This is a genomic window from Pseudomonas sp. LBUM1643, assembly GCF_059716215.1.
In genome coordinates, this window is sequence record NZ_CP166813.1 from 3,065,501 (window position 1) to 3,085,563 (window position 20,063).

Annotated in this window: 17 protein-coding genes; 6 read left to right on the forward strand and 11 right to left on the reverse strand. The window is 57.5% G+C overall.

From position 1 onward, the window contains the following. Positions 1-190 precede the first annotated feature (190 nt). A complete protein-coding gene (locus tag ACA063_RS13860) occupies positions 191-5,098 on the forward strand; it encodes an NAD-glutamate dehydrogenase (protein WP_497666326.1) in 4,908 nt (1,635 codons plus the stop codon). 260 nt (positions 5,099-5,358) lie between these two features. On the opposite strand, the gene ACA063_RS13865 is transcribed toward ACA063_RS13860, so the two are convergent. From ACA063_RS13865 to pdxR, 6 genes are all read right to left on the reverse strand, one after another. After that, on the reverse strand, positions 5,359-6,084 hold the full coding sequence (locus tag ACA063_RS13865) for a hypothetical protein (RefSeq protein ID WP_497666327.1): 726 nt from the start codon (positions 6,082-6,084) through the stop codon (positions 5,359-5,361). A gap of 65 nt (positions 6,085-6,149) precedes the next feature. Then, on the reverse strand, positions 6,150-6,641 hold the full coding sequence (locus tag ACA063_RS13870; protein ID WP_497666328.1) for a hypothetical protein: 492 nt from the start codon (positions 6,639-6,641) through the stop codon (positions 6,150-6,152). Positions 6,642-6,875: 234 nt separating this feature from the next. Beyond that, positions 6,876-7,580 (reverse strand): ATPase, encoded by a 705-nt coding sequence (locus tag ACA063_RS13875; RefSeq protein WP_497666329.1) that lies wholly within the window; start codon positions 7,578-7,580, stop codon positions 6,876-6,878. Positions 7,581-7,810: 230 nt separating this feature from the next. Next, positions 7,811-8,227 carry a cupin domain-containing protein gene (locus tag ACA063_RS13880; RefSeq protein WP_497666330.1) on the reverse strand — a complete coding sequence of 139 codons (417 nt, stop codon included), beginning with the start codon at positions 8,225-8,227 and terminating at the stop codon, positions 7,811-7,813. A 192-nt stretch (positions 8,228-8,419) separates the two neighbouring features. Then, a complete protein-coding gene (locus ACA063_RS13885) occupies positions 8,420-8,713 on the reverse strand; it encodes an antibiotic biosynthesis monooxygenase family protein (protein ID WP_497666331.1) in 294 nt (97 codons plus the stop codon). Between the two features lie 123 nt (positions 8,714-8,836). Then, positions 8,837-10,270, reverse strand: coding sequence for a MocR-like pyridoxine biosynthesis transcription factor PdxR (pdxR, locus tag ACA063_RS13890; protein WP_497666332.1), 1,434 nt, complete (start codon positions 10,268-10,270; stop codon positions 8,837-8,839). 204 nt (positions 10,271-10,474) lie between these two features. Here pdxR and ACA063_RS13895 point away from each other — a divergent pair, with 204 nt between their 5' ends. The 3 genes from ACA063_RS13895 (at position 10,475) to ACA063_RS13905 (ending at position 12,617) form a co-directional block, all read left to right on the forward strand. Further along, positions 10,475-10,915 (forward strand): carboxymuconolactone decarboxylase family protein, encoded by a 441-nt coding sequence (locus ACA063_RS13895; protein WP_497666333.1) that lies wholly within the window; start codon positions 10,475-10,477, stop codon positions 10,913-10,915. An 86-nt stretch (positions 10,916-11,001) separates the two neighbouring features. Next, positions 11,002-11,922: a LysR substrate-binding domain-containing protein gene (locus ACA063_RS13900; protein WP_497666334.1), complete on the forward strand. Its 921-nt coding sequence runs from the start codon at positions 11,002-11,004 to the stop codon at positions 11,920-11,922. Between the two features lie 173 nt (positions 11,923-12,095). Continuing rightward, positions 12,096-12,617: a GNAT family N-acetyltransferase gene (locus ACA063_RS13905; RefSeq protein WP_497666335.1), complete on the forward strand. Its 522-nt coding sequence runs from the start codon at positions 12,096-12,098 to the stop codon at positions 12,615-12,617. 1 nt (position 12,618) lies between these two features. Here ACA063_RS13905 and ACA063_RS13910 read toward each other — a convergent pair whose 3' ends face one another. Beyond that, positions 12,619-13,311 (reverse strand): aspartate/glutamate racemase family protein, encoded by a 693-nt coding sequence (locus ACA063_RS13910; protein WP_497666336.1) that lies wholly within the window; start codon positions 13,309-13,311, stop codon positions 12,619-12,621. 154 nt (positions 13,312-13,465) lie between these two features. On the opposite strand from ACA063_RS13910, the gene ACA063_RS13915 reads away from it, so the two are divergent. Further along, positions 13,466-13,960 (forward strand): hypothetical protein, encoded by a 495-nt coding sequence (locus ACA063_RS13915; protein WP_497666337.1) that lies wholly within the window; start codon positions 13,466-13,468, stop codon positions 13,958-13,960. A gap of 127 nt (positions 13,961-14,087) precedes the next feature. Here ACA063_RS13915 and ACA063_RS13920 read toward each other — a convergent pair whose 3' ends face one another. From ACA063_RS13920 to ACA063_RS13935, 4 genes are all read right to left on the reverse strand, one after another. Then, entirely contained in the window at positions 14,088-14,309 is a 222-nt protein-coding gene (locus ACA063_RS13920) for a cbb3-type cytochrome c oxidase subunit 3 (RefSeq protein WP_497666338.1), read from the reverse strand. Positions 14,310-14,323: 14 nt separating this feature from the next. Continuing rightward, positions 14,324-15,751, reverse strand: a complete 1,428-nt coding sequence (ccoN, locus tag ACA063_RS13925; RefSeq protein WP_497666339.1) for a cytochrome-c oxidase, cbb3-type subunit I — start codon at positions 15,749-15,751, stop codon at positions 14,324-14,326. A gap of 431 nt (positions 15,752-16,182) precedes the next feature. Further along, the gene (locus ACA063_RS13930; protein WP_497666340.1) at positions 16,183-18,555 is read right to left on the reverse strand and encodes a tetratricopeptide repeat protein; all 2,373 of its coding nucleotides are present in this window, start codon (positions 18,553-18,555) and stop codon (positions 16,183-16,185) included. Between the two features lie 273 nt (positions 18,556-18,828). Further along, a complete protein-coding gene (locus tag ACA063_RS13935; RefSeq protein WP_497666341.1) occupies positions 18,829-19,254 on the reverse strand; it encodes a YciI family protein in 426 nt (141 codons plus the stop codon). Between the two features lie 195 nt (positions 19,255-19,449). Here ACA063_RS13935 and tpx point away from each other — a divergent pair, with 195 nt between their 5' ends. Next, positions 19,450-19,950 carry a thiol peroxidase gene (tpx, locus tag ACA063_RS13940; protein ID WP_497666342.1) on the forward strand — a complete coding sequence of 167 codons (501 nt, stop codon included), beginning with the start codon at positions 19,450-19,452 and terminating at the stop codon, positions 19,948-19,950. The last annotated feature ends 113 nt before the right edge of the window (positions 19,951-20,063 follow it).

The following is a 20,063-nucleotide window of genomic DNA, read 5'->3' on the forward strand; positions in this document are numbered from 1 at the left end:
CGATCGCCCAGGCGTTTTTGCAGATGCCCATTCATGGAAGGTGAATGTGACCTGAGTGTCTCGTCCAGCTTCACCCACCTGTCTCCCTGTTTCCTCTGCCCGAGAATCAGGAACAGGGTGACGGATCGCCCCGAAAGGGGTGTTACACGCGACGCTTCCATCAATAACAAGCCCAAGCGGAGTACCACAGATGGCGTTCTTCACCGCAGCCAGCAAAGCCGACTTCCAGCACCAACTGCAAGCGGCACTGGCGCAGCACATCAGTGAACAGGCACTGCCACAAGTGGCGCTGTTCGCTGAACAATTCTTCGGCATCATTTCCCTTGACGAGCTGACGCAGCGTCGGTTGTCCGACCTTGCTGGCTGTACTCTTTCTGCGTGGCGCCTGCTTGAGCGCTTCGATCACGCGCAACCGCAAGTGCGCGTCTACAACCCTGATTACGAACGCCACGGCTGGCAGTCGACCCACACGGCGGTCGAAGTGCTGCACCACGACCTGCCGTTCCTGGTTGACTCGGTGCGTACCGAGCTGAACCGTCGCGGCTACAGCATTCATACCCTGCAAACCACCGTGCTGAGCGTGCGTCGCGGCAGCAAGGGCGAGTTGCTGGAAATCCTGCCAAAAGGCACTCAGGGCGAAGGGATCCTGCAAGAATCCCTGATGTACCTGGAAATCGACCGTTGCGCCAACGCGGCCGAGCTGAATGTCCTGAGCAAGGAACTGGAACAGGTTCTCGGTGAAGTCCGCGTTGCGGTGGCCGATTTCGAACCGATGAAAGACAAGGTCCGGGAAATCCTGGCCGGTCTGGACAACAGCCAGTTCAAGGCTGATCCAGAAGAAAAAGCCGAAATCAAAAGCTTCCTGGAATGGCTGGTGGGTAACCACTTCACCTTCCTCGGCTATGAAGAATTCGTGGTGCGCGATGAAGCCGACGGCGGCCACATCGTCTACGACCAGGATTCCTTCCTCGGTCTGACCAAACTGCTGCGCACCGGCCTGACCTACGATGACCTGCGCATCGAAGATTACGCCGTGAACTACCTGCGCGAACCGACCCTGCTGTCGTTCGCCAAGGCCGCACACCCAAGCCGTGTACACCGTCCGGCTTACCCTGACTATGTGTCCATTCGCGAAATCGATGCCGACGGCAAAGTCATCAAGGAATGCCGTTTCATGGGCCTGTACACCTCCTCGGTGTATGGCGAGAGCGTGCGGGTCATCCCGTACATCCGCCGCAAGGTCGAGGAAATCGAACGCCGTTCCGGCTTCCAGGCCAAGGCTCACCTGGGCAAGGAACTGGCGCAGGTGGTCGAAGTGCTGCCGCGTGACGATCTGTTCCAGACTCCGGTCGACGAACTGTTCACCACCGTGATGTCGATCGTGCAGATCCAGGAACGCAACAAGATTCGCGTGTTCCTGCGCAAAGACCCGTACGGTCGTTTCTGCTACTGCCTGGCCTACGTGCCTCGTGACATCTACTCCACCGAAGTGCGCCAGAAGATCCAGCAAGTGCTGATGGATCGCCTGAAAGCCTCGGACTGCGAGTTCTGGACCTTCTTCTCCGAATCCGTGCTGGCACGCGTGCAGTTGATTCTGCGCGTCGATCCGAAGAATCGCCTGGATATCGACCCGGTACTGCTGGAAAAAGAAGTGGTGCAAGCCTGCCGCAGCTGGCAGGACGACTACGCGAGTCTGGTGGTCGAAAGCTTCGGCGAAGCCCACGGCACCAACGTGCTGGCTGACTTCCCGAAAGGCTTCCCGGCCGGTTACCGCGAGCGTTTCGCCGCGCATTCGGCTGTGGTCGACATGCAGCACCTGTTGAGCCTGAACGAAAAAAATCCACTGGTAATGAGTTTTTATCAGCCATTGGGTCAGGTCTCCGGCAAGCGCGAACTGCACTGCAAGCTGTACCACGCCGATACCCCGCTAGCCTTGTCCGACGTTTTGCCGATCCTGGAAAACCTCGGTCTGCGCGTGCTGGGCGAGTTCCCGTATCGCCTGCGTCACAACAATGGTCGCGAATTCTGGATTCACGACTTTGCGTTCACCGCCGCTGAAGGTCTGGAACTCGACATTCAGCAACTTAACGACACTTTACAGGACGCCTTCGTCCACATCGTGCGTGGCGATGCCGAGAACGATGCGTTCAACCGCCTGGTGCTGACTGCCGGCCTGCCATGGCGCGATGTGGCGCTGCTGCGTGCCTACGCTCGCTACATGAAGCAGATCCGTCTGGGCTTCGACCTGGGCTATATCGCCAGCACCCTGAACAACCACACCGACATCGCTCGCGAGCTGACCCGGTTGTTCAAGACCCGTTTCTACCTGGCGCGCAAGCTCACCAGCGATGATCTGGAAGACAAGCAACAACGTCTGGAGCAAGCCATCGTCACCGCACTGGACGACGTCCAGGTGTTGAACGAAGACCGCATCCTGCGTCGCTACCTGGACCTGATCAAGGCCACGCTGCGTACCAACTTCTACCAGACCGATGCCAACGGTCAGAACAAGTCCTACTTCAGCTTCAAGTTCAATCCGCACCAGATTCCAGAGCTGCCGAAGCCGGTTCCGAAGTTCGAAATCTTCGTCTACTCGCCACGGGTCGAAGGCGTGCACCTGCGCTTCGGCAACGTTGCGCGTGGCGGCCTGCGCTGGTCCGACCGTGAAGAAGACTTCCGTACCGAAGTCCTGGGCCTGGTAAAAGCCCAGCAAGTGAAGAACTCGGTCATCGTGCCAGTCGGCGCGAAGGGCGGTTTCCTGCCGCGTCGCCTGCCACTGGGCGGCAGCCGGGACGAGATCGCGGCCGAAGGCATCGCCTGCTACCGCATCTTCATTTCGGGCCTGTTGGACATCACCGACAACCTGAAGGACGGCGCACTGGTTCCACCGTTGAATGTGGTTCGCCACGACGATGATGACCCGTACCTGGTGGTGGCAGCGGACAAAGGCACTGCGACCTTCTCCGACATCGCCAACGGCATTGCCATCGACTACGGCTTCTGGCTGGGCGACGCATTCGCGTCCGGTGGTTCCGCCGGTTACGATCACAAGAAGATGGGCATTACCGCCAAGGGCGCGTGGGTTGGCGTACAACGCCACTTCCGTGAACGTGGCATCAATGTTCAGAAAGACAGCATCACTGTGGTCGGTGTCGGTGACATGGCCGGTGACGTGTTCGGTAACGGCTTGTTGATGTCCGAAACCCTGCAACTGGTCGCTGCATTCAACCACTTGCACATCTTCATTGACCCGAATCCTACGCCTGCGAACAGCTTCGCCGAGCGTCAGCGCCTGTTCGATCTGCCGCGTTCGGCGTGGTCGGATTACGACACCAGCATCATGTCCGAAGGCGGCGGTATCTTCTCGCGCAGCGCGAAAAGCATCGCGATTTCCCCGCAGATGAAAGAACGCTTCGACATTCAGGCTGACAAGCTGACCCCGACCGAACTGCTGAATGCCTTGCTCAAGGCGCCGGTGGACCTGTTGTGGAACGGCGGCATCGGCACTTACGTCAAGGCCAGCACCGAAAGCCACGCTGACGTCGGCGACAAAGCCAACGATGCACTGCGCGTCAACGGCAACGAACTGCGCTGCAAAGTCGTGGGCGAGGGCGGTAACCTCGGTATGACCCAGCTGGGTCGTGTCGAATTCGGCCTCAATGGCGGCGGCTCCAACACCGACTTCATCGACAACGCCGGTGGTGTGGACTGCTCCGACCACGAAGTGAACATCAAGATCCTGCTGAACGAAGTGGTTCAGGCCGGCGACATGACCGACAAGCAACGTAATCAGTTGCTGGCGAGCATGACCGACGAAGTGGGCAATCTGGTGCTCGGCAACAACTACAAGCAAACCCAGGCGCTGTCGCTAGCGGCCCGTCGCGCATTGCCGCGTATTGCCGAATACAAGCGTCTGATGAACGATCTGGAAAGCCGCGGCAAACTGGATCGCGCCATTGAGTTCCTGCCGGCTGAAGAGGCTATCAATGAACGCGTCGCGGAAGGTCACGGCCTGACCCGTGCCGAGTTGTCGGTACTGATCTCCTACAGCAAGATCGACCTCAAGGAGCAGCTGCTCAACTCCCTGGTGCCGGACGACGACTACCTGACGCGCGACATGGAAACCGCTTTCCCGCCAAGTCTGGTGAGCAAGTTCTCCGAAGCCATGCGCCGTCACCGTCTGAAGCGCGAGATCGTCAGCACCCAGATCGCCAACGACCTGGTGAACCACATGGGCATCACGTTTGTTCAGCGGCTTAAAGAGTCGACCGGCATGAGCCCGGCGAACGTGGCTGGCGCTTATGTGATCGTGCGTGACATCTTCCACCTCCCGCACTGGTTCCGTCAGATCGAATCCCTGGATTACCAGGTGTCGGCCGACGTTCAACTGGAACTGATGGACGAGTTGATGCGTCTGGGTCGTCGTGCAACACGCTGGTTCCTGCGCAGCCGTCGCAACGAACAGAACGCTGCCCGTGACGTCGCGCACTTCGGTCCACATCTGGCAGCGCTGGGCCTCAAGCTCGACGAACTGCTGGAAGGCCCGACCCGCGAAGGCTGGCAAACCCGCTACCAGGCTTACGTCGCCGCTGGCGTACCTGAGTTGCTGGCGCGCATGGTTGCAGGCACCACTCACCTGTACACCTTGCTGCCAATCATCGAGGCCGCCGACGTGACCGGCCAGAACGCAGCCGACGTGGCGAAGGCTTACTTCGCCGTGGGCAGCGCGCTGGACATCACCTGGTACCTGCAACAGATCAGTGCCCTGCCGGTTGAGAACAACTGGCAAGCCCTGGCCCGTGAAGCGTTCCGCGATGACGTCGACTGGCAGCAACGTGCGATCACCATCTCGGTCCTGCAACAGGGCGACGGCACTCAGGACGTGGAAACCCGTCTTGCGCTGTGGATGGAGCAGCACGACAGCATGATCGAACGCTGGCGCGCCATGCTGGTGGAAATCCGTGCCGCCAGTGGCACTGATTACGCCATGTACGCGGTGGCCAACCGTGAGTTGCTGGACCTGGCGTTGAGCGGACAAGCGGTAGTGCCTGCCACTTCCACTGCCACTGTCCCGGCCGAGCTGGAACCAGCAGCCTGATCGGTTGTTAAATGAAAAAGCCCCGCATTGAGAGATGCGGGGCTTTTTTTTGACAACAACAATTGAGATGTATTAGAACGCAGGGTACAGGTTTACCAAGCGATATTGTCATGAAGCTGCAACGAACGATAGGGTTCGGAGCTGATTGGGTAAAAGCAGTTTTAATCGCGTATTGACAGGTTTAAAACAAATGCAGTACGCCAGAGTTTGCTAGCCTGGGAATGTCGACTCAGGAAAGACTGGCGCTCGCGAGCGAGGATTTAGTCTATTTTCAGATAGGCTTTATTATTAGGCATACCCGCTGATACAGTGATGCCCGTCTCGGTATGAGGGGGGAGTTCTGGTTCTAAATAGCGAGTCATGGGTTTGGAACTGGTTGGGTAAGGGACGTCTCGCTCAAGAATTTCAAGATGGAACCGTACAGAATCCCCAGGCTTGTCGCCATATGTATAAATTGTAGGGTCACGCATGAGTTGTCTGTTTATCATTCCGGCACTACGAGCCTTCAGGTGTACGGTGGCCTGATTGATTGTGAGATTGTCAAGCGTGATAGTCTGATGATCGGCGTTCAGCAAGTTGAATGAGGTTGTATTGCCACCCGCTGGCGGCAAGGCTGCAAGAAGGCCGTCGCTGTTTTTGCTGAAAAAATTTCCGAAGTAGTCTTCACTGCGAATCTGGATATTGTAGTAATCCTCATAACACCTGAAGTACACCACCATTTCATCGATGCGACGACGTGTGCGTCGATCCCATGTTTGTCGACGTCGGAACATTCCGTAGCCGTTATCTCCATGCAGGGTCGTAAGAAGATTGTCGGGCTCTTGCTGCACCGACGTGGACGCGGACATGCTCCAGTTTCCCGCTTCATCATCATCTATAGAAGTGTGGGCGTAAAAATTAGGCGATGATAAGCGTCCGCAAGAAACTATAGGGGAGTCGTCGATGCTGATGCGTGCAATAAAAGATCTTTCTTGTTCGCTGCTCATAATGTGTTCCTGTTCTTTTGCGAGTTGACGTCCTGCCTTACACACTGTGATCGGCAAGTTTTAGTTTATAAATCGTACGGGACAAGGCTGGTCGGATAGGGAACGTTTCGCTCGAGAATTTTTAACTCGAATTGCACCAGGCTTCCGGGAGAATCACTAAACGTTTCATAGGCCGGGTTATCTATCAACGTGATAGGCCCGGCGTTTCGAGCCTTGAGATAAACGATGGCATCATCTTTCTTGATGTCGTCAAGCGTAATGAGCTTCAGATCTGCGTCCAGAAGGTTGAATGATGTGGTTTCGCCACCTTTAGGCGGATAGGCCCCTAGATGGCTATAACTGTTTTTGCTGATGAAGTGACCAAAACAGGTGTTGCTGCGAACCTGTAAGTTGTGATAATCCTCGTAGCATCGAAAATAAACAATTAGCTCGTCGTTATCGCCGGCCATCGTTAGCAGGTTCGGTTCATTACCTAGTAACCAGCCACTGATAAATCCCAAGCGTCCACCGTTCACCCTGATGCGTGCAATAAAAGACCGTTCTTGTTCTGTGCTCATGTACGTCGTCCTTGTGTTGGTTTATTTGCGTCCTGCAAGTTCTTCAAGATAATGAAGTGGCTGTTGATTGATAGTTGAAAAGGGTGGCTTTATATTTCCATTCGTTGGGTGAGCCAATGGTCGTCACCTGGCACGCCAATACGGATGTTTGAGATAAATTGTGTGCGCGCCCTGTTGGGCTGCAGGCGTTTTGCAGGCCTCTTCACGAACCGGCTCCTGAAGAGGCTCTGCGTATCAACGCCGTGTCAGGGTGTTTTCTATCATTGAAACGTTTTCTCTTTTTGGAATCAGTAAATTGCTGAGCGATTGGTCAAATTTCTGCAGCGCTCTCACTTGCACATCCTGCTGTTCATTGATATCCGCCACGATTTCTTCACTGCGTTTGTAATCCGCCCATAGCGGACTCAATGCTTTGGCATCATGCCCGCGTGCAGTGCCAATGTAGTTGAAGCGCTGGTCGTAAAAGTCCGCACTGACGTCCGCCGAAATATCCGAACTTCGAGAAGTCATTAGCTGACTGCGACTGTCGACAATGGCGACCACATCGGGATTTGCGGCTTTCAGGCTTTGCATGTCCGGGTACACCGTCACGGAGCCGAACTGGCGCTGCAGCGAAGCCTTGACCCAGTCCACCGCCATGTCAGGTTTGGACGTGGCAACGTACGCGTCGTGAATCGATTGCACCAGCAGGCTCTGGCCGAAACCGGTACCGGCGTTGGCTTGGTAATCCTGAAGGTAGGCGCGATTGGCCTCGGTGTTTCGGCTATAGACGATGCCCAGAGATACATTCGCACCGCTGGCAATATGAGTCGCACTGCTGCGGCCAACGGGCTGAGTAAAAATGCCATCGAGCGACGACACCGCCGTCGGCGCAGTGGGAATGGAACAGCCTGTTAAAGCAATGGTTATTGCAAAGGTATTGGCAAGTGCACGTTTCATGGTGTTACTCCAGTGAAACAACCTGAGTTAGAAAGTTAGGAGCGCCGGTATTACCCGGCATCAGGTTTCAGACTAAACCTGTCCTTCCTTAATGAAACAGGCGCTAGCGGTCTATATCAGGCAATGAATAGTTTTGTTTGGCTTAACCGCAATTCATTAATAGCGTTGAGAAATAAAAAGGCCCGAAGTTGGATTTCGGGCCTCTTTATTTATACATCGGTGCTCAGCTATCAGTTTTTCAGTGGGATAAGCACTTTTTCATCCGGCGACAAGACCATGAACACCAACAACTTGGCAGGCTGGGTGGCACTGGCATTTTTCGATACCAGGTGTTCCGACCCCGCCGGCTCGTACCAGAATTCACCGGCCTTGTAGGTGATCGTTTTTTCTCCCTTCACTTGCGAGGTGATCTCGCCGGAAAGAACATAGGCCATCGCCGTGCCTTGGTGTTTGTGGGCGATGGACGATTGCCCGGGCTCGTAGTCGACCTCGATCATCATTGCTTTCTTGCCAGGTACGTTTTTCAGCAACTGGTCCTGCAACACGGTGACTTTTTCCGAAGGTTCGCCTTCGTGGGCGAAAGCCGCAGCAGAAAAGGTCAGGGCCAGGGTGGCGAGGGAGGCGGCACAGAAACGCAAAGCTTTCATGGTTTATCACCTGCGGAGTAGTTGTCGAAAACAACATTAGTCCGCAAGCGACCGCAAGCAAACGGCCAATTTTGTGGAAGGTCAGGTGACCAATCCATCCATAAAAAACAAAGATCGCAGCGTGCAGCAGCGCCTACAGGAGAACGTATTCCATGTAGGCGCTGCGGAACGCTGCGATCTTTTAATCTTGCTTCAGCGAATCGGAAAGCTGTTGAAATCCACGGCATTGGCCAGTTGGCTGTCAATCAGCCCAATGAAACCCTGAACTTCAGGGCAATTGAAATGCGATTGCATGGCCGCTTCCGATTGCCAGCGTGCACTGACGCTCCAGCGGTTACTGTCCTCTGGGCAGCGGTCGACCATATAGGAATCGCAGCCCGGAATTTCGCGCAGGGTTTCGACAATCTTTTGCAGTTGCTTGCCCAGCTCTTCCGTGCGGCCGGGGGCGGCCTGCACCTGTACGGTGTTGATCACTTCATTGGACATTGCTCACACTCCTGAATCAGGCCGGACGAATCCTGCTCATTGAGGGGTAACGCCTATGCAGGATAGGCCTGCACCCCCGGACCACCAATAGCCAATCGCCGGATAAACTCCCACACCAATGCGTCAGGCCAGTTGCTGCAAAATGTCGCGCAAGCGGTCCAGGGCGGTGTCGATGTCCAGGGTTTCGATGGCTCCGAACCCCATGAGAAGCCCGGCCTTCGGCGCTTGCTGATAATAGAAGCCTTCAATGGAATAAAGCCCGACTTCAACTTTTTTAGCCAGTTCGATCAGTAAAGGCATATCGATAGGCACTTTGCACATAACCACCATGTGGAAGCCTGCCGTGGAGGGCACAGCTTCAAGCCACGGCGAGAGGTCGGTGGCCACGCGCGTGAGAATCCGTTCGCGCCGCCCGGAATAGATCGTATGGCAACGTCGAATGTGCTTGAGCAGGCAGCCCTCGGCGATGAACTTGGCCAGCGCCCATTGGGGCAGGGTGGACGTGTGCAAATCGGTCAGTTGCTTGGCGCGGATCACCGCTTCAAGAATCGCCGGTGGCAAAATGGCATAACCGAGGCGCAGTTCCGGCAACAGGGTTTTCGAGAATGTACCGACGTAAGCAACGATGCCCCGCTCATCCATGCTTTGCAGCGAGTCGGTAGGCCGGCCTTCGTAGCGAAATTCACTGTCGTAATCGTCCTCGATGATGATTGCACCCAGCTCATAGGCCCGCTCGAGCAACGCGATCCGCCGCTCCTGGCTCATCGGAATGCCCAGCGGGAACTGGTGAGACGGCGTGACATAGATCAATCGCGTACCCAGCGGAATCTTGTCCACCTGGATACCCTCGGCATCCACCGGCACGCCGATCACGGTAGCGCCATGGCTGCCGAACAACAGGCGGGCAGGTGGGTAGCCGGGGTCTTCCATGGCCACAATGCTGCCGGGGCGTGTCATTACCCGTGAGATCAAATCCAGCGCCTGTTGCGCGCCGTTGCACACCACCACGTCTTCGTCCTGGCAATTCACCCCGCGAGAAAACGCAATGTGCCGGGCAATCGCATTGCGCAGCGCCGGCAAACCTTCAGGCAGGCTGTACAAACCCTTGGAGCCGGCCATCTGACGCAAGGCATGGGAGGTGCAGCGACGCCAGTCGTCCTGGGGAAACTGACCCTTGCTGGTGGCGCCGCCGATAAAGTCGTAGCGCAACGAGCCTTCCAGGGTCGGGTGACGCAGAAACACCGGCAGGTTGCGCCAGGATTCGATGACCTCGGCACTGGCCAGTTCGGAATGGCTTTGTTTGCGGGTGACTTTTGACGGCCTGGCATTGACGTAGGTGCCTTTGCCGATCACACCGGTGAGGAAGTTTTCGTACGTCAGTTGCGCGTAGGTGTCAGAAATGGTCTTGCGCGAAATACCCAGCTGTTCCGCCAGCAAACGACTGGGGGGAAGCTGCGTCCCGGCGGCCAGGCGCCCTGATTCAATGGCGCTGCGCAGTTGTGAGTAGAGCTGACCGGTAAGGTCCTTGCGGCCGTTGATGACAACATGAAGTTCCATACCGGAGAGGCTCCCGGGGCTGTTGAGCGCGTGTGCGTGGCGCCAGATTACCTGCATGAAGGCGCGCGCAGTAGTTGCGCGGGCGAAATACCGGCGATTGGACTGGCGCCGGTGTGGTCCACGGTTATTTCGCACAATTGGATCTGTAACACGCCTGCATCAGCGCCTACCGTAAAGCGTATCCATCGATACTCGAGGCACCCCATGAATTCCCGTCTGGATTACTACAGCGCATCGCCCAAAGCGATGAAGGCCATGATCGCTATGGAAGCCTTGACCAGTAACCTCAGTATCGAGCCGGCCTTGCTGCACCTGATCAAGATCCGCGCCTCGCAACTCAATGGCTGCGCGTTCTGCACCGACATGCACTCGGTCGATGCTCGGCGTCTGGGCGAGACCGATCGCCGGCTGTATTCAATCGTGGTCTGGCGCGACAGCGGCTTTTTCGACCCCCGTGAGCGCGCCGCGCTGGCCTGGACCGAAGCGGTGACCTTACTCTCGCAAAGCCATGTACCGGACGATGTCTACGCCCAGGCCCGTGAGCAGTTCAATGAAAGCGAAATGGTCGACCTGACCGTTGCCGTCACCGCGATCAACAGCTGGAATCGCCTGGCCGTGAGTTTCAGACAAACGCCCAGCGCCTGATCCGTTGCTGTCCCGGCCTGTCACGGCAGATTCATGAACATTGCGCAGGATGAAGCTTTCAGGGACAGATCGACAGGGAGTCAGCCATGCCAACGATCGAAACCACCCGCACCCGCCACATTGATCCCGTGCTGGCGCGGTCTTTCCGGGTCAGCGCCCGTTGTGGCTGCTTCACGCAAGCGGCTCGCAGCCTGAATATCAAGGCGACCCAATTGCGCAAGCAACTGGCCCAGCTGGAAGCGCAGCTGCAGTGTTCGCTGTTCAACCCCTCGGACAATGGCGTGTCGTTGAGTCGCGATGGCCTGGCGTTTCAGGCGCACTTGATCGCCTTGGCCCATGAGCGCGACTTACCGGTGATCGAGCAGCCCCTGATACGTCTGGCCGTGGCCGAACCGATCCTGCATGACATCCTCGGCCGAGACCTGATTTCACTGTTACGGCGTAACGCCAGCGTTCGACTGGATATCGTCGCTCTGGACAGCGAGCTGTCACTGCAAGCGATCAGTGCCGATGTGGTGGTGTGGCTGGCCGGAACCGACTCGCCGTTGCCGGGGCCTAGTTTCGCCATCGATGAGCCGCAGCGTCTGGCACGACTGGGCTACGTGCCGCACATCTCCAAGCGCTATTCTCGGGTCGCGGCGAGGCCGGAGAATCTCGAAGACCTGGCTGATTTTTTGTTGGTGCAATGGCAGCACGACCGTCAGCTCGATGCGTTCAATCCCTGGAACAGCCTGGTGGACGGACGCTTGGCTGCAGTGGTGCGCGTGCATGCCTACGAGCTGATGCTGGAGATGATCCGCTCCAGCGCCTGCATCGGGCTCGTGCCGCACTACATGAGCCAGCTTGACCGTGGGCTGGTTGCATTGCCCGGGTTGTTCGAACAACCGATGGAGCGCCAGGTGTGGATGGCGGTCAATACCGACTCGCAAGCAAAGCCTGATGTGCAGATGCTCGTCGAGCTGATCGAGAACACCTTCAACGAACGACGTGAATGGTTCCAAGCCTGAATACAACACCCCTGTTGGGCTAGCCTGCTAGCGATCACGGTCTGCCAGTCGATATCCCTGTTGCCTGACACACCGCTAATCGCCAGCAGGCTAGCTCCTACATTGGATCTCGCCACAGTCGACGATGGCGTTATAGAGTAAGCAGCCATGTCTGCATCAAGGATGAATCACCCATGTCGCTTTCCGACTCCGTCATCACCCTCGAACGCTTCAACGAAACGCACCTCGACGGTATCACCGCCCTCTATAACGACCCAGTGGTCACGCGCCAGGTGCTGCAGATGCCGTTTCAGACCGTCGACGTCTGGCGCAAGCGCCTGGCGTCGGACAATGAGCGCGTGGTGCAGCTGGTCGCGCTGCATCAGGGCACCGTCATCGGCAATCTCGGCCTTGAACAGTACTCGCGGATTCGGCGCAGCCATGCGGGCAGCCTCGGCATGGGGGTCGCGTCGGCCTGGCAAGGCAAAGGCATCGGCACCAAACTGCTGACTGCCGCGCTGGATATCGCCGACAACTGGATGAACCTGCGACGGGTCGAGCTTTCGGTCTACAGCGATAACGAAGCGGCGATCGGCCTGTATCGCAAGTTCGGCTTCGAGACCGAAGGCTTGTTTCACGACTACGCCGTGCGTGACGGCGTTTATGTAGACGCCTTGAGCATGGCGCGCCTGCGTCACATGCCTGGCACCCATTGATTCAGTCGCCCAATGCAAACGCCACCGCCGCCTGTGCATGCAGTTCGGTGGTGTCGAGCAAGGGCAGGGCACTGTGTTCGGGTTTGATCAGCAGACCGATTTCGGTGCAGCCAAGGATGATGGCCTGCGCCCCACGTCGGGTGAGAGATTCAATCACCTGTTGATAGACCTTGCGTGAGGCCTCGCTGATCACCCCGACGCACAACTCGTCATAGATTATCCGGTGCACGGCCTGGCGCTCATCCGTCTCTGGTACCAGCACACTCAGCCCTTGAGCGATCAGGCGATCCTTGAGGAAGTCCTGCTCCATGGTGAACGCCGTGCCCAACAAACCAACCTTCAGCGCGCCCATGTTGACGGCAGCCTGGCCAACCGGGTCGGCAATGTGCAGGAACGGAATACTGATAGCGTCCTGAATCTGCCCGGCGACCTTGTGCATGGTGTTGGTACACAGCACCACGCACTCCGCGCCACCCGCTTGAAGCCGTTGCGCCGCGTCCACCAGAATCGCCGCCGCATCGTCCCAGCGCCCCGCATGCTGAGCCTGCTCGACCGGCCCGAAATCGACGCTGTGCATGAGCAGTTTTGCCGAACGCAGTGGCCCGAGCCGGTCGCGAACCTGTTGGTTGATCAGACGGTAATACTCGGCGCTGGATTCCCAGCTCATGCCGCCGATAAGGCCGATGGTGTGCATGGTGTATTCCTGTGGGTTTGGAGAAAACCAGAGTGCCGTGGATCGGCATCCAGATCCATCGCAAAATGCCGTTCAGGCTTTTAGTCAAACATCGGTAGCGCGCATCTGCCATGCTCAAAGTCCGCAGCACTGCTTCAACCAAAGGAACACCGCAATGGACGACGTAAAGCAACTGGGTGAGATGCTTCGCCAATACGCAGAAAGCGAAGCGCACAAGAAACAACTGTTTGAGTCGCAATCGGCTGTGTGGGCAACGCGCATTGGTGAACTGTTCGATCAGATCCAGCAATGGCTGGAACCGGTTCAGACGCCGAACCTGCTGGAAGTCAAACGCGAAGCGTATGTCGCCTTTGGGCCGAGCGTTCCGGTCGAAACGTCGATTTTCAAGACTGAAAAACTGAGCATTGTCATCGCCGGCAAGCCTGTGGAATTCGTCCCGGACGTCATGGGCACCGGCGGCCAGATTTCATTAGCGGTGATGGGCTTGACGGCCGCACGCTATGGCAGCATTTCGCTGGTCTGCCTGCCCCCATCCAATAGCTGGCAATGGCGCAAGACCAATGGCTTGAAAGACCCGGATACGTTCGCCTTCGACGCTGACTTTTTGGCGCAGCAGTTGCAGAGTCTGATTCCTCGCGAACGTGGCTGATTACCCGAAACACAACACAATCCACTGTAGGCGCTGCCGAAGGCTGCGATCTTTTGATCTTGATGTTTAGCTGACAAAGATCAAAAGATCGCAGCCTTCGGCAGCTCCTACAGGGTGATGTGGTTGATTAAATGTCGAGGTTGATCCAGCCTGGTTTCGCTTCTTCCGGCGCAACCGCTTTCACTTTCAACCCTGTCGCCACTTCCACCCGCCGCGCCACCTCCGGGTCATCGGCAAACGGAATCAGGCTCGCATCCTCCAGGCTTTGCGCGGTCTGGCGCTTGAGGCAATACTCGACCGCCAGCCAAAGTGCGATCACCGCCACGCCATTCATCATCAGCTCGAACATCCCGAGACCTCCCTTCAGGCAATCTGCGCTTCGCGTTCAGCCATCGCCACATCGGCGACCCGCACCGTGCGCCACACGTTGTAAGCCATCAGCAGCATGCCGCTCAGGAAAAACACACCACCCACAAACCGCACCACGAACCCCGGATGACTGGCCTGCAGCGCTTCGACGAAGGAGTAGGTCAACGTGCCGTCGTCATTGATCGCGCGCCACATCAAGCCTTGGGTGATGCCGTTGACCCACATCGAGGCGATGTACAACACCGTGCCAATGGTTGCGAGCCAGAAGTGCGTATTGATCAGCGGCGTGCTGTGCATTTGCTCGCGCCCGAAGACTTTCGGAACCATGTGATAAACAGCGCCAAAAGTGATCATCGCTACCCAGCCCAGTGCACCAGCATGCACATGGCCGATGGTCCAGTCGGTGTAGTGGGAGAGGGCGTTGACGGTCTTGATCGCCATCATCGGTCCTTCAAAGGTCGACATGCCGTAGAAGGCCAGGGACAGCACCAGAAAACGCAGGATCGGGTCGGTGCGCAACTTATGCCAGGCGCCTGACAGCGTCATCATTCCGTTGATCATCCCGCCCCAGCTTGGTGCCAGCAGAATCAGCGACATCGCCATGCCCAGGGACTGTGCCCAGTCCGGCAGCGCGGTGTAATGCAGATGGTGCGGGCCCGCCCAGATGTACAAGGTGATCAGCGCCCAGAAGTGCACGATCGATAAACGATAGGAGTACACGGGACGGTTCACCTGCTTGGGCACGAAGTAATACATCATCCCGAGGAATCCGGTGGTCAGGAAAAAGCCCACCGCGTTATGCCCGTACCACCACTGGACCATGGCGTCGGTCGCCCCGGAATACACCGGGTAAGACTTGAACCAGTCCACCGGAATCGACAGGTGATTGACCACGTGCAACATGGCAATTACCACGATAAACGCGCCGAAGAACCAGTTGCCCACGTAGATGTGTTTGGTCTTGCGCTGGACTACGGTGGTGAAGAACACAATGGCGTACGCGATCCAGACCACGGTCATCCATACCGCGCCGGTGAATTCGATTTCGGCGTATTCCTTGGTGGTGGTGTAGCCCAGAGGCAGGCTGACCAGCATGACCACAATCACCGATTGCCAGCCCCAGAAAGTGAACGCTGCCAGCTTGTCTGAAAACAGGCGTACCTGGCAGGTGCGTTGCACGGCGTAATAACTTGCGGCGAATTGCGCGCTGCCGGCAAAACCGAAAATCACCAGGCTGGTGTGCAGCGGTCGCAGGCGGCCGAAAGTGGTCCATGGTAGGTCGAGGTTCATCTCGGGCCACACCAGTTGCGAGGCGATCCACACACCCATCGCCATCCCCACGACACCCCAGACGATGGTTGCCACGATGAATTGGCGCACGACCTTGTAGTTATAGGCCTGGCCGGTTGTTGCTGTACTCATGGTCATTGCTTCCACGGTTGCAAAGTAGTGCCAGGCCACCCGGCCTGACAGGTCCTGCACTGTAGAAACCCTGCCCGAAACAAAACAGACTCAGAAAAACCGTCATTTATACGTATCAGATAAACAGGCACATCTGCGGCGTTTTGCCGCTCGCTGATATGGTTTTTTAGTGCTCGTGTGCAGCTGTAGCGCGTTGCGCTGCAATCCGTCGGCTCGATCGTGCACGAACCTGTAGCAGCTGCCGAGCCTGCGAGGCTGCGTTCGGCTGCGCAGCAGTCGTGAAATCAGCGGCACGGTGTGTCAGGTGGACCGCGTTCTTAGGTTTTACGACTGCTGCGCAGCCGAACGCAGCCTCGCAGGCTCGGCAGCTGCTACAGGGTTTGCGCTGTTTTGGGGGGCGAGGGCGGACTCTAGGTCCGCTCTCCTGAGGTTCACTTCAGCGCCGGATCCCCCATGTTCATTTTCTTCCAGCCCTGCAACAGCACTTGAGCTTTTGGCTCCTGCCCGTTTTTCAGGTAGTACTGGATCAACGACAGACGTGCATTACGGTTGGCCGGCTGGACTTTCAGCAGCCTTTCCAGCTCCAGGCAAGCCTCGTCGACTTTGCCGCTGTCGTGCAACGCCACCGCCAGCACATACCCGTACTGAGCATTCTGCGGCTCCAGGGATGCGGCCTTGCGCAGCAGTGGCATGGCCTCGGCGGTTTTGCCGGCGCGGACCAGCGACAAGCCCTGCGTATGCTGCAGCAACGCGGAGTCCGGATGGTCTTTCACCCTTTGCTCCAGCAACACCCGTGCTTCCCCGGCGCGTCCGCTGGCTTCCAGCCATTGCACTAGCGTCACCAGCGCCGGGTAAAAATCCGGATCGCGCTTGAGCGCTGTCCGCAGCTGCCCTTCGACTTCCGCGCTGCGACCGCTGGCTTGATACAGCATGGCCAGGTTGAGGTTGGATTCAGCCCGTTCACCCAGGCTCTTTTGCACCGTTTCGTACTCGCCAATCGCCGCTTCCCAATGGGCCTGTGCGCTGCCCAAGCCGTTGCGGGAAGCGCCGAGCAGCTCCCGTGCCGTGACGATGCGTACCGCTTTCACCGGATCACTCAACAACGGCGTCAACAGCGGCGCTCGTTCCGGCGGAGGGAGGAACGCACTGATCGCCCGTACCGCGCTTTCGCGCACTTGCGGTGCCGGGTTAGCCAGATCTTTAGTGGCCAGCTTCAGCGCCTGTTCGCTTGGATACAGCGGCAACTCGGCGAGCAACGTCGCGCGCCGGATCGCCGGCAGATTGCTGCGTTGCAGTTGCTCGTACAGGGCCTCTGCGGCACCTGGCTGACCATTGCGAATCAGCCACAGGCTTTCGTCGTAACGAGGGGCCTGAACGGCGCTGGCGTTGGCGGTGTTCCAGAGCTTGAATTGTTCCGTGACCTTGTCCCCGTCCTTGCCTTGGTGACAGGTCAGGCAAGCGTCCGGCGTGCCCAGTTTTTTCGCCCGTTCCGGGTTGGGAATGCTGAAGCTGTGATCGTGCCTGAAGTCATTGCCCATGTAGAACTTGCCGGGCATGTGGCAATCCACGCACTGCGAACCCGGCTGACCCATCGTGTGTCGGGTGTGCTCGACCGAATCGTAATTTTTCGCCTGCAAACCCTTGCCATCCACCCCCTCGACAGCGGTTTTGCCCGCCGTGTTGTGGCACTGCAGGCAGACCGCATTGCCCGGTGCTTTCAGCTCGTTGCTGTGGGGGTTGTGGCAGTTGCTGCAGCGCACGCCCTTGTCGGCCATTTTGCTTTGGGCGAAGGAGCCGTGCTCGAACACTTCGTCCTTGATTTTGCCGTCCAGTGCGTACAGCTCCCGCGTCAGGGCGCTGGGCAGGTAGTCGTCCATCAACCGATTACCCACGGTGAAACCGTCCCCCAGCGGTGCACGCCGCGAATGGCAACGGGCACAGGTTTCGATTTCGACGGTGGCGTTCTTGTCCTTGAGATCGACGGCAAAACCTTTGTGAATCAGGTCAGTTTTTTTCGCCGTCCACTCCAGATGACTGGAGGCCGGACCATGGCACGCCTGGCAACCGACGCCCAGACTGTTCCACTGACTGTTGAAGGTGTTTTTCCCGGCATCGAAATTGCGCTTGTACCCGGTGGTGTGGCACTCGACGCACATGAAGTTGGCATTCTGGCTAGGCTTGCTCCAGTGCAGCGGGTCCTTGAAGTTCACGCCCTGGCCCGGATACAGGTGAAACCAGCGATGTTTTTCGGTATCCCACGCCACGCCCAGCGCTTGCAACCGGCCTTCGCCAACCTCGATCAGGTATTGCTGCAACGGCGCAATGCCGAAGGTGTAGGCGACTTTAAAGTCCGCATTCTTGCCATCGATGCCAGGTGTGTTGACCCAGAAACCGCCGTCCTTGCGCGAAAAACGTGTGGTCTCGTTTTCCGCCTTGAAGGCGACGTTATTGAAATCCCCCAGCATCGTTTCGGCATTGGCTTCCTGCATCGCCAGTTGGTGATGGGAGCCCTGCCAATCCTTGACCTGCTCGCTGTGACAGCCCTGACACTGCTGCTCATCGACCATCTTCGCTGGCGCCAGGGCGACCGGTTGTGGCTGAGCCGGTTGCACAACGGACGCGCTCACTGCCGCCTTTGCCGGTACGTAAGCCACCGGCGCCGGTTTGCTGCTGAACAGAAACCAGCCGATACCGGCGACGGCGAGAAGCAGGGCGGTGATGGAGACAGGAAACAGGTATCGGTTGATCAGGTTCTGTGGCGAATCAGGGTTTTGGTTTACAGCTTTATTTTTATGTTTCGGCATTACGACTTCCCTGGTCCATGTGCGTTTGCCGTGCGGCGCGCGTTCAAGCAGGGTGCAGCTTTGCCGGAGGATCGGCGTCTGTCAAATGACGGTCGTGAGTGAACTCGCAGCGTTTTAAAAACAAGTTGTGTAATCAGTGGGTTGGGTTCGAAGCGTGAGAAATAGGATGCGAGCAAAACCCGTTAAATCGACCTGGCGAGAGCAGGCTCCCTCGCCACAAGGTTTGCGGTCTTGGTGCTGACAGGTCGCATGGGCTTCTAACAATGTATGGTTTCAGGACTTCTTCACCTGCGCCCGCACCCTTTCTTCCTGCTCGCGCAGTTTGGGAGTGAACTCCTCACCGAAATCTTCCGCCGAGTACACCGGACGAATCTCGATCTCGGCGTCGGTGCCCGGCATCGGGTTGGGGCAGCGCTTGACCCAGTCGATGGCTTCCTGCTTCGACGTCACTTCCCAGATCCAGTAACCGGCGATCAACTCCTTGGTTTCCGCAAACGGCCCGTCGATCACCGTGCGCTGCTCACCCGAGAAACGCACGCGGGCGCCGTTGCTGCTGGGTTGCAGGCCGTCGCAATCGATGAGGATGCCGGCCTTGGCCAGTTCCTCGTTGTAGTTGCCCATGGCGGTCATCAGTTCTTCGCTGGGCATTACTCCCGCCTCTGAGTCGGCGCTGGCTTTTACAATGATCATGAATCGCATGGCTTTTCTCCGCAGGGTTGGTTGGATTCACGAGTAGTCGAATGGCGGCCATCCAAATCGACAGAGTGAGCCACGAAAATGTACTGCTGTATAAGTTGTATCCAATTCGTATCCGGGCATAGGTCGCCGGCCCATTTCATGGTTAACTTCTGCCTCGTCGAATTCTCTCTATCAACGTTCAGAAGGACTCAGTTCATGGCTCAAGTCACTCTTAAAGGCTCCCCGGTTCAAGTCAACGGTCAACTACCACAAGCCGGTTCCAAGGCGCCAGCCTTCTCCCTGGTGGCCGGCAATCTGTCCGACGTGACCCTGACCAGTCTGGCCGGCAAGCGCAAAGTGCTGAACATTTTCCCAAGCGTCGACACCCCGACCTGCGCGACGTCGGTGCGCAAGTTCAACGCCCAGGCCAATGATGTCGCCAACACTGTCGTGCTTTGCATCTCCGCTGACCTGCCGTTCGCCCAAGCACGTTTCTGCGGCGCCGAAGGTCTGGAAAACGTCCAGAACCTGTCGACCCTGCGCGGTGCTGAATTCATCGAGAACTACGGTGTGGCAATCGCTGATGGCCCACTCAAAGGCCTGACCGCACGTGCCGTGGTTGTACTGGATGAAAACGACAACGTTCTGTACAGCGAACTGGTCAAGGAAATTGCTGACGAACCTAACTACGAAGCTGCACTTTCCGTTCTGAAGTAAACTTGACGCTTGATGACGGCCTGGCCTTGCCCAGGCCGTTTTCATTTGTGATTCAGTGTCTTGTCCAAACATCCTGTTACGTAAGCCGAAGGTAAATTGCCGGTAAAGCCGCT

What these genes read in the sequence shown, in the direction of transcription:
- ACA063_RS13860 (WP_497666326.1), top strand. Translation starts at nt 191, where the DNA reads ATGGCGTTCTTCACCGCAGCCAGCAAAGCCGACTTCCAGCACCAACTG.
- ACA063_RS13865 (WP_497666327.1), bottom strand. Translation starts at nt 6,084, where the DNA reads ATGAGCAGCGAACAAGAAAGATCTTTTATTGCACGCATCAGCATCGAC.
- ACA063_RS13870 (WP_497666328.1), bottom strand. Translation starts at nt 6,641, where the DNA reads ATGAGCACAGAACAAGAACGGTCTTTTATTGCACGCATCAGGGTGAAC.
- ACA063_RS13875 (WP_497666329.1), bottom strand. Translation starts at nt 7,580, where the DNA reads ATGAAACGTGCACTTGCCAATACCTTTGCAATAACCATTGCTTTAACA.
- ACA063_RS13880 (WP_497666330.1), bottom strand. Translation starts at nt 8,227, where the DNA reads ATGAAAGCTTTGCGTTTCTGTGCCGCCTCCCTCGCCACCCTGGCCCTG.
- ACA063_RS13885 (WP_497666331.1), bottom strand. Translation starts at nt 8,713, where the DNA reads ATGTCCAATGAAGTGATCAACACCGTACAGGTGCAGGCCGCCCCCGGC.
- pdxR (WP_497666332.1), bottom strand. Translation starts at nt 10,270, where the DNA reads ATGGAACTTCATGTTGTCATCAACGGCCGCAAGGACCTTACCGGTCAG.
- ACA063_RS13895 (WP_497666333.1), top strand. Translation starts at nt 10,475, where the DNA reads ATGAATTCCCGTCTGGATTACTACAGCGCATCGCCCAAAGCGATGAAG.
- ACA063_RS13900 (WP_497666334.1), top strand. Translation starts at nt 11,002, where the DNA reads ATGCCAACGATCGAAACCACCCGCACCCGCCACATTGATCCCGTGCTG.
- ACA063_RS13905 (WP_497666335.1), top strand. Translation starts at nt 12,096, where the DNA reads ATGTCGCTTTCCGACTCCGTCATCACCCTCGAACGCTTCAACGAAACG.
- ACA063_RS13910 (WP_497666336.1), bottom strand. Translation starts at nt 13,311, where the DNA reads ATGCACACCATCGGCCTTATCGGCGGCATGAGCTGGGAATCCAGCGCC.
- ACA063_RS13915 (WP_497666337.1), top strand. Translation starts at nt 13,466, where the DNA reads ATGGACGACGTAAAGCAACTGGGTGAGATGCTTCGCCAATACGCAGAA.
- ACA063_RS13920 (WP_497666338.1), bottom strand. Translation starts at nt 14,309, where the DNA reads ATGTTCGAGCTGATGATGAATGGCGTGGCGGTGATCGCACTTTGGCTG.
- ccoN (WP_497666339.1), bottom strand. Translation starts at nt 15,751, where the DNA reads ATGAGTACAGCAACAACCGGCCAGGCCTATAACTACAAGGTCGTGCGC.
- ACA063_RS13930 (WP_497666340.1), bottom strand. Translation starts at nt 18,555, where the DNA reads ATGCCGAAACATAAAAATAAAGCTGTAAACCAAAACCCTGATTCGCCA.
- ACA063_RS13935 (WP_497666341.1), bottom strand. Translation starts at nt 19,254, where the DNA reads ATGCGATTCATGATCATTGTAAAAGCCAGCGCCGACTCAGAGGCGGGA.
- tpx (WP_497666342.1), top strand. Translation starts at nt 19,450, where the DNA reads ATGGCTCAAGTCACTCTTAAAGGCTCCCCGGTTCAAGTCAACGGTCAA.